This window comes from Methylophaga sp. UBA5088 (assembly GCF_002414625.1).
GTDB classification, from domain to species: Bacteria; Pseudomonadota; Gammaproteobacteria; order Nitrosococcales; family Methylophagaceae; genus Methylophaga; species Methylophaga marina.
This window is the reverse complement of the sequence record NZ_DIAC01000021.1, coordinates 3,927-13,122: the sequence shown is the minus strand read 5'-3', so window position 1 is coordinate 13,122 and position 9,196 is coordinate 3,927. Positions and strand designations below refer to the sequence as shown.

The 9,196-nt window shown below is 44.5% G+C and carries 7 protein-coding genes; all 7 read right to left on the bottom strand.

Annotation, left to right across the window (positions count from 1 at the left end; genetic code table 11):
- Positions 1 to 138 precede the first annotated feature (138 nt).
- Positions 139 to 444 carry a hypothetical protein gene (locus B4K20_RS02775; protein WP_286304713.1) on the bottom strand — a complete coding sequence of 102 codons (306 nt, stop codon included), beginning with the start codon at positions 442 to 444 and terminating at the stop codon, positions 139 to 141.
- 82 nt (positions 445 to 526) lie between these two features.
- Entirely contained in the window at positions 527 to 958 is a 432-nt protein-coding gene (locus tag B4K20_RS02770; protein WP_286304714.1) for a hypothetical protein, read from the bottom strand.
- A 903-nt stretch (positions 959 to 1,861) separates the two neighbouring features.
- Positions 1,862 to 5,005, bottom strand: a complete 3,144-nt coding sequence (locus tag B4K20_RS02765; RefSeq protein WP_286304715.1) for a type I restriction endonuclease subunit R — start codon at positions 5,003 to 5,005, stop codon at positions 1,862 to 1,864.
- Positions 5,002 to 6,414: a restriction endonuclease subunit S gene (locus B4K20_RS02760; RefSeq protein WP_286304716.1), complete on the bottom strand. Its 1,413-nt coding sequence runs from the start codon at positions 6,412 to 6,414 to the stop codon at positions 5,002 to 5,004. The genes B4K20_RS02765 and B4K20_RS02760 overlap by 4 nt, the downstream gene beginning before the upstream one ends.
- Positions 6,404 to 7,972 (bottom strand): type I restriction-modification system subunit M, encoded by a 1,569-nt coding sequence (locus tag B4K20_RS02755; protein WP_289281797.1) that lies wholly within the window; start codon positions 7,970 to 7,972, stop codon positions 6,404 to 6,406. The genes B4K20_RS02760 and B4K20_RS02755 overlap by 11 nt, the downstream gene beginning before the upstream one ends.
- A 14-nt stretch (positions 7,973 to 7,986) precedes the next feature.
- A complete protein-coding gene (locus tag B4K20_RS02750; RefSeq protein ID WP_286304717.1) occupies positions 7,987 to 8,853 on the bottom strand; it encodes a GIY-YIG nuclease family protein in 867 nt (288 codons plus the stop codon).
- A gap of 278 nt (positions 8,854 to 9,131) precedes the next feature.
- The coding region (locus tag B4K20_RS16990) for a DUF1508 domain-containing protein (protein ID WP_414683363.1) at positions 9,132 to 9,196 on the bottom strand (65 nt) is incomplete at its 5' end.

Here is a 9,196-nt window from a genome sequence, read left to right as displayed (position 1 = left end):
TCCGGAATTAGTTGACCACTACATAATTAGTATTATTCACAATACAGTTCTCTAGTATGAAACTGTACTTGATAGCTATGGTTTACTCCTCTAGATAGGAGTAAACCATAATTCATGTGCACTCGGATCATTCAGCTATTATGGTTGCTCTATTTCAAACTTTAGAGAAACGCTAACCATTTCCCAGGCGTTGAGTTTGTCAAAGATCTCTTGGGCCTCCGGGTGTAACTCTCCAGGTGCATCGATGAATTCATAAACTGAGCCAGATTCAGTGAAGCCTCTTTTGTTTTCAGCGTCATACTCTAGTACCTGACTGCTGATTCTATAAGTATTGTCATGTAGGGAATACCCAAGAAACTTTTCTATCTTTTTTCCATCTTTAATAATCACAATGATATTCCATTCAGACATGGTTACTTGAGCTGGTGCCAATGGCATAATCATACTTATCTCCAATTAAAATGATGAATTTATCCAGTTGGTAACTAGACAAACCTGACAATGTATTCTTTCTAGTGTTTATGGGTTACACATCACTAGTTTCACTATGCGACACTATTGAAGGTAGGTGCTCCTCACAACAGGTCATTTGAAACCGCCCATACACGCTCATTAGTTTTCCTTCAGCACCACACTCTTCACAGGTTGTTAAAGAGTCTTCCTCGGCCTTATCAATTAACACGTTCATTTCGTCTGTATAGTAGGTAAGGGAGAAACTTAATCCGCCATATTTTTCTTTCACTTGCATAACCATGGGCAGGTAGTCAGGATCCATTCCATCTGCACGTAATTTTTCTGTTATTTTTTCTAGTTGTATTGATAGATCTAAGATCAGCTCATACCAACCAGAACCGCATTCAAATCCGAAGCACATTAAGTTCTGATCAGGTCCTAAGTTTCTGCCTCGATAAATGGTCGGACACCGTTTATAAATTTTTTCTGCTAGTTGCCAATGCATCACTTTCACCTAATATTTAAGTCGAACTGGAATACCTTTATTCATACTGAAATGTACTAAATAGAGTTGCGCCGAAGGTGTAGGAGCCCAGGGCGAACCAGAAAGAAATATTCTGAGCTAGATAATGTTTTCCCCGTATTCGACTTTGGGCCATACGTAATAACCTTTGAACTAAACCTGATATTTTGGCGTTCATAGCAGTAGCCAAGAAATTTTTCGATCTCGTCCCCTTTGTACTGAACTATCACAATATTCCAGTCACTCATTGTTACCTGCCCCGGTGAAACTTTCACAATCATGCGCCCCCCCCCCCAAAAACACATACCTGTTGTCGCACAGTTTTTTAGAGATTTCTATTTAATTTCATAATGTTATCTAGATACAAAATCGGCGAAATTGTAAATTATTGTTTTGATAAAAAAATTACAAAAATTTAATTTAGTGCGTTTTTTCAAATCACGAAGATTTGCGCAAACTGATCCCATGGGTGGGCTTTAGACATCTATGTCACCTCAGGTATGAAATTATTCATAGATGTGTGTTTAGGAAACTCGAATGAGTGAAATAACACTAGTTTTAGACCTTGAGTGTATGCTCATCACAAATGCAATAAGCCAGTATCCAAGACCCAGCTCAAAGTCATTTATCCATGAGTGTGGGCTATTATTTTTGAATAGAGAATATTTGTGCCTTCACGCCGGTGGATGAGAAGGGATTTAGAGCTAGAAATTGTATTGGAGCAGGTTTTAAGCAGAGCGAAAAAGCAGTAAATATCTAATAATAATCATTTGATACCTGTGATTTTCAAAGTTTGCAGTACAAATGTAAGATTGAAAAATGGTCAAAAAAGTTGTTTAGTAAATTAGTGGCGATTTAGTCATCACAATTTTTTAGCGTACTTCTTTATTGAGTAGCATTCTTCTTAAAATTCTCAGCTTGCGTAAATATCTCTTTGTAGACCTCATCATGATCTACCGGCGGATAGCCAAACTTGTGCAAAAGCAAAATCAGATCAACCTTCAATTCTGCCTTCACATCATCGCGTTGACTCCAGTCGGTGTACTTGGCCTTGTCATCAACGACGATTTTTACAGCTTTGGCCAACTCTAAAAGTTTGTCATCGGGATAACTGAAGTCGTACTTCTTCATCAGCGTTTTAAGAATGTCGTAGAAAGCCTTCTCTTCGAGATTAATACCCATATCGACAAAAGAATGAATCTCAATCTTCAGTTCCTCAAACAACTTGATGATCTCTTCTGAGAAGTCTTCAAGCACGTTACTGACCAGCACATCCTCTTCTTTACGTTCGTTGTATTTCTCGACCAGTGCCTGGAAGCGTTTACTGAACTCAATGGCTTGGGCACGGTTGGTTTTCTGGTATTGCCCGATCGCTTTAGCTAACAGCTGTTGTAGTAATTTAATTTTGGTGTTGGGCAGTTTGATCTTCTCAATCTTTGCGAGATAGTCATCATCGAAAATATCGATCTCACCTGTGCCCTCGCCCAACTTAAAGATTTCTTCCACGCCATCTGACTTGATGGCCTCTTCAATCATCTGCCTTACCTTGGCATTCATCTGGGCAGTGTCGGGGGCTGAGCCCTTTGTGAGTTTGAACACAATGGAACGCACGGCAAAATAGAAGTGTGACTGGTCTCGATTATCCTGGCTGAGCTTCTCACTGCCTGAACAGATGTCATAAGCCGCTTTCAGACGCTTCACCAGCCCCATAAAGCGCTTTTCCTGCTTGTCGGTCATCATGGCGTACTCTGCTGCCATATTGAGGCATTCAAGCTGTTTTAGTGCTTCTCCAGTGAAATACGGAGATGCATCAAACTTATGGAACATCTTGTTCAGTAGATCCAAGTGGTCTTTCACCGTAATAACTGAGGTCTGAATATCCTCAAAATTGGTCTCATCGGTTTTGGAGTAATGGGCCAAGGCTTTATTCAGCTGGCTCTTAATGCCGATGTAATCCACCACCAAGCCCTTTTCCTTACCTTCAAACTTACGGTTCACCCGAGAAATGGTCTGAATCACGTTATGGCGCTGAATTGGTTTATCGATATAGATGGTATCGAGGAATGGCACATCAAAGCCGGTGAGCCACATATCCACCACAATGGCGATTTTGAAATTGGAGTGTGGGTTCTTGAACTGACGATCCAGTTCTTTTCGATAGTCCTTGGTGCCCAGCAAGTCCCATAGCTCCTTGGGGTCATCCTTGCCACGGGTTAACACCATCTTCACGCGTTCAGACGGTTTAATGTCTTTCAGCTGCTGCTCAGTTAGCGCTTTTGAACCATCCGTTTCTTTCACTTCAAACCACTCAGGGCGAAGCTGTTTGAGTTCTTTCCACAATGCATAGGCAATCATGCGCGAACTACTGACAAACATCGCCTTACCCATCACTGTGCCGCCTTCCTCCAGGCGGTTTTCATAATGCTGAACAAAGTCCTCAGCCAATGCACGAATACGGTCTTTATCCCCCAGAATCGAGTTCAGGCTCAGCATCGAGCGTTTGCTTTCCTCAATCTGGTATTCATTCGCGCCTTCTTCGGCAACGTCTTTGTAGTAGTCCTCAATCTGTTGCAGCTTGGCGTTATCCAATGTGACCTTGGCTGCCCGACCTTCGTAAACAATACGAACGGTGATCTCATCCTGCACGGATTCGGTCATAGTGTAGCTATCCACCACCTGACCAAACACATCCAGCGTGGCGTCAACCGGTGTACCGGTGAAGCCCACATAGGTGGCATTGGGTAACGAGTCATGCAGATATTTGGCAAAGCCAAAGGTGCGTTTCACACCTTTCTCTGTCACCCGCACTTTTTGATCCAGATTCACCTGGCTACGATGGGCCTCATCGGAAATGCAGATCACATTATTCCGGTCAGTCAGTAACTCGGTATCTTCAGTGAACTTATGAATCGTGGTCAGGAATACACCGCCACTGGTGCGGCCTTTTAATAACTCGCGTAACTGTGCCCGGCTTTCGACACTGATGACGGTTTGATCGCCAATATAGCCCTTGGCATTAGTAAACTGCTTGGAAAGCTGATCGTCTAGATCTGTACGGTCAGTAATCAACACGATAGTCGGGCTTTCAAAATTGACACTGCGCATCAACAGACGCGTGAGGAACAGCATGGTGTAACTTTTGCCACAGCCGGTCGCACCAAAATAAGTACCGCCTTTACCATCCCCTTCCGGTTTACGATGCGCCATGATGTTGTGATACAACTTGGTCGCGGCATAAAACTGCGGATAACGACAGACAATCTTCTCTTGCCGTTTGGAGACATCCGGGAACAACACAAAGTGTCGAATCACATCCAGCAAACGCTGCTGCTCAAACAAGCCTTCAATCATCGTATGCAGCGAATTAATACCATCCTGACCAATGGCCTCATTACCCGTAACCTTGCGCCAGCTATAGAAGAACTCATAAGGGGCAAACAATGAACCGAGCTTGGAGTTCACGCCATCCGAAATCACGCACAGGGCGTTGTACTTCATTAGCTCAGGAATATCACGGGCATAGCGTATGGTCAGCTGCTCAAAGGCATTGTGCAGTGTGGCTTGCTCTCGGATGGCGCTCTTAAATTCAAACACCACCAGCGGCAAACCGTTGATATACAAAATGCCATCAGGGATGCGTTTTTCCGTGCCTTCAATTTCCAGCTGATTAACGATGCGATAACGATTGCTGCCGCCCTCATAATCAATCAACTGGATAAACAGATCTTTCTGCGTATGGTCATCACGTTTTAGCACAAAACCATCAGCCACCAGCTTATGGATGGCACGGTTGGAATCATATAAATCTGCCGAACTGAAGTTGATCAAACGGCGGATGATGGTTTCCAGCTCACCGTCCGTTAAGCCTTCACTGGCATAACGTTCACGTAAGAAGCCTTCCAAATCCTCACGAATCAAGACTTCTGATGGATCGCGAACCAGCGTTTCACCGGCCGTATAGGGATAGCCCTGCTGCTCTATCAGCTCAATGATGGCTTGCTCTAACTTGGCTTCGGTGAATTGACTCATACTGCCTCTGCGACCTGTTTTTCAGCTTCACCGATACGGAGTTCACCAGAGAGGAGTTTGGGTAAAAGTGTGTCACGAGCCTTTACGAGTGTTCGAACCCTACTAATATTCAGATCAATAGTTCTAAAAAGTGGGCCAACTTGTTTATCAAAAGCCTCAATCAACCGAAGATCAGGAGCTGAAAACTCATAGCTTGGGACCGCATTCTTACTTAGATGCAATACTGTAGTGCCTGTTGAGTGTGATTTAGTATGCTGCTGAAACTGCTCTGTTTGCGACAACCCGTACAAGAAGGTTTTGTATTCAACTTTAGCTGGGCGAACCACAGCAACATCTAATGAAATTACTAAACGTTCGTATCTCTCATCGCTAACAACCATAGCTGGCTTACCAATCACATCTGCAGCTTGTGTGACATCGGTGTAAGCAATTACCAAGTCACCTGCAGTGACTTCCTGCTCTGGCTTGTATGCTCCGGTATATTCCTTTAACCCATCCAACCTGTAACCACCTCCACGATTGAAGGATTTTAAGGTAACTAATGCCGTTTGAGATGCTGCGAGTTCAGCACTCTTATAAGATTTGCCTTTGATAACCTGAGCAACATCAGATATTGCAGTTTGCTCCCACCCCTCTGGTATCCAACCCATTTCATCGTTAAACACAAAGCGCTCAGGGAAGAGTGCCTGTATCTCTGGGGGTAAGGGTTTGCGCTGGTCACCCAAGGCTTGGCGTTTTTCAGCGCGGGCTTGCAGGGGTTCTGGAATCTCGTTACCGGCCGCCAGTGCGTTATCGATCACCGGATCAAAATCCACAAACCAGCTCTTAAACAACGCCTGCGCCATCGCCTCCAGCGTTTCGTTCATCTGGCGGTTGAGTTCGATTTTGTCGTCGAGACTTTTCAGGAGCCTTCCAATTTCCTTTTGTTCACCTTCAGGTGGGAGCAAGAAATCAAAAGCAGCTATTTGCTTTGGGCTGATGTGAGGAACAGCAGTACCCGTTTGAACTTGTTTGACATATTCAGTAAACCAATACGAAGACACCAAGTACCTGAGATAATGCTGGTCGAGCCCTTTTTTGGATCTGAGGCGGGCAACTCGCTGAACTAACAGACAAGGCAGGTCGCTTTTGGAAACTTGACTGGTCTTGAGACCGGCTTCAATCCATGGTCGATCCATCGCCAATATGACATCGTGTTCTGCGAGCCAGTATTTGTTGTGTTTTTCAATCAAGGCGCTTTTTGGCCAATACTTAACTCCATCCCAGCGAAAGGTTCCCTGTACCACGTTATCACCTCGAAGAAGAGGTATCGCATCATCGTCGGTTGTATATTCAGAGCTTTTAAAAGGAAAGCCAGTTTGAATGTCAACAAGATCACCAAGCTGGACAGGTTTCCAGCTACTTTTCATAACCCAACCCTTCCAGATTTTCCTTAATCATTATATCCAGCTTTTCAGACTCAGCCATTTGCTGATAAAGAGTTTGGGTGAGTTCTGCCATTTTCTCTTCAAACGGCACACCATCATCTTCCAGTTCAGCTGCACCGACATAACGTCCCGGCGTCAGTACGTAATCATTGGCTTTAATTTCATCTAATGAGGCAGATTTGCAGAACCCGGCTTGGTCTTCATAGGTGCCGTCTTTTGGTTCACCACGCCATGCATGGTAGGTGCGGGTGATTTCTGCCAAATCATCGCTGGTGAGTTCTTTATGGGTACGGTCGATCAGCGTACCCATATTGCGGGCATCGATAAACAACGTCTCACCGCTGCGGTCACGGAAGGCTTTACGCTCATCATCAAACTGCTGAGCTTTTTTGTTTTTGGTAATAAACCATAAACACACCGGAATCTGTGTGGTGTAGAACAATTGCCCTGGCAAGGCAATCATGCAGTCCACCAGATCGTTTTCAATCAGCTTCTTGCGGATTTCGCCTTCGCCTTTGGTGTTGGTACTCATCGAACCATTGGCTAAGACAAAACCGGCGATACCGTTTTCTGACAGTTTGCTGACCATGTGTAAAATCCACGCATAGTTAGCATTGCCTGTTGGTGGTACGTCGTACCCTCCCCAGCGTGGGTCATCGACCAGTTCATCTGCACCACGCCAACCTTTAAGGTTAAACGGGGGATTCGCCATGATGAAGTCGGCTTTTAAATCAGGGTGCTGATCTTTAAAGAAGGTATCTGCCGGTACATCACCAAAGTTGGCAGCAATACCGCGAATGGCGAGATTCATCTTGGCTAGTTTGTAGGTGGTGCTGGTTTGCTCCTGACCATAGATGGAGATGTCTTTTTTGTTGCCTTCGTGACTTTCGATAAATTTAATCGACTGCACAAACATACCGCCTGAACCACAGCAGGGGTCGTAGATTTTGCCTCTGTATGGCTCAATCATTTCTGCAATCAGGTTAACCACACACTTGGGCGTGTAGAACTCGCCACCGCGTTGACCTTCTGATGCAGCGAAGTTACCGAGGAAGTATTCATAAACACGTCCAACCACATCTTCTTCACGGTCTGCCGTGGTATCGATGTTGTTAATGGTGTCGATAAGAGAGGCGAGATTGCGTGGCTCCAAGCCCTGACGTGAGAAGTAGTTATCGGGCAATGCACCACGCAGGCTTTTGTTGGTCTTCTCAATGGTATGCAGTGCGGTATCGATACGCAGGGCAATATCTTCCTGCTTGGCTTCACGAATAATGGTTGACCAGCGTGACTCTTCAGACAGGAAGAACACGTTCTTCATGGTGTAGAACTCGACCATTTCAACAAAGTCGCCCTGGCCTTCATCAATCAGTTCCTGCTTACGTGCTTCAAACTTATCGCTAACAAACTTCAGGAAGATAAGGCTGAGTACGATGTGCTTATACTCAGACGACGCTACCGTCCCACGTAGCTTGTCGGCACTCTCCCATAGGGTTTGTTCAAATGATTTGGTTTTCTTTGCCGCTTTTTTTTCTGCCATTTAGGTTGTTATCTTTAGTTAGATTGAATAATGTTTTTTTCTTCACTGGTCGCCAAGTCTACGCCTTCAGCTGTTCTCCAGTCTCTCCAACCATTGGATGTCCTGTATATGACACTACAGGACGCGCCACTTGGTGATTGAAATAAATGATCTTTAGCGAAAACTAACGTATCACTACTCATAATCAATACGCCACTATCAATCAGTTTCTGGCGCCGAGTTTTTATACTTTGTGGAGTTGCTTTGGCTGTTGGCTTCATGGCACAGGTTGAACCTTTCAATACTGTAAAGCCTTCAGAGCTGAGTATGCCACGGGCATTTGCACCTCGTGCAGTACATAAGTAAATCGTACTTTGAATTTCTTTGGTATGGCTGGGTAAAGGTTCCAGTACGGGGTAGCCAAGCGTACTCATCAACACCCGAATGGTTTCAAGAATTTCTACACAATCAGCTTCAAGCGGAGCTGGAGTATGCGGTTTGGACCCAGAGTTGCCATTTTCCAGTTGGAAACGGCCAGAGGCTTGTCCCAATTTAATCGACGCCCATTCCAGGTACTTGGCGTGCGTATCAGTGATGGTATTAGTGAGGGAGACCGCGACAATGGCACGATGCCAGAAATCTTTCTTTTGGTGATGTTGCTGGAGTCTTTTACCTACTTCACCGCTCTGCCCTACGTAACAAGAGATGTTTTCTTCGTTATCTACTTCACTAAACAAGAAGTACAAACCCACTTGAGATGATTCTGGCATGTTGAGAAATTCAGGTAAGAGCTTTCGAGGAATATCAAAGACTCTCACTGTTCGCGTCGTTATCTCTGCAACGCGTGTCCCCTGCGGATTTCCGAAAGGAAGAAAGATTTGAATGGTTTGTGGTTTAGTCATCCTGACTGCTCATGCAACTTTATTCTGAATGATTGTAGCAGAGCAAGGAGGTGAATTACTGCTTTTCAACTAGAATAAACCAGCTTCGCACAAATGCTAGCATCACTTCCAGTCCACTAGAGATTAACTCATATCAATGAGCAAATATCTCCCCACCAATTTCCAGTTTTAGTTACTTAGAGGTAAGTATATTTTATTAGATATTCAGCAACGCTCTCATTTAAATTTCCTGTGTAACCAGTAATTGAAATTATCAGCACTCTATACGAGAAGAACATTCAAGTTTGATCATCAATTTGGGCATCAGGGGCATTCGTCTTAACTGACTCAATACCGTTATCTC

Coding starts and splice junctions, on each gene's coding strand:
- B4K20_RS02755 (WP_289281797.1), bottom strand. CDS start 7,972: ATGGCAGAAAAAAAAGCGGCAAAGAAAACCAAATCATTTGAACAAACC.
- B4K20_RS02765 (WP_286304715.1), bottom strand. CDS start 5,005: ATGAGTCAATTCACCGAAGCCAAGTTAGAGCAAGCCATCATTGAGCTG.
- B4K20_RS02760 (WP_286304716.1), bottom strand. CDS start 6,414: ATGAAAAGTAGCTGGAAACCTGTCCAGCTTGGTGATCTTGTTGACATT.
- B4K20_RS02770 (WP_286304714.1), bottom strand. CDS start 958: ATGCATTGGCAACTAGCAGAAAAAATTTATAAACGGTGTCCGACCATT.
- B4K20_RS02775 (WP_286304713.1), bottom strand. CDS start 444: ATGATTATGCCATTGGCACCAGCTCAAGTAACCATGTCTGAATGGAAT.
- B4K20_RS02750 (WP_286304717.1), bottom strand. CDS start 8,853: ATGACTAAACCACAAACCATTCAAATCTTTCTTCCTTTCGGAAATCCG.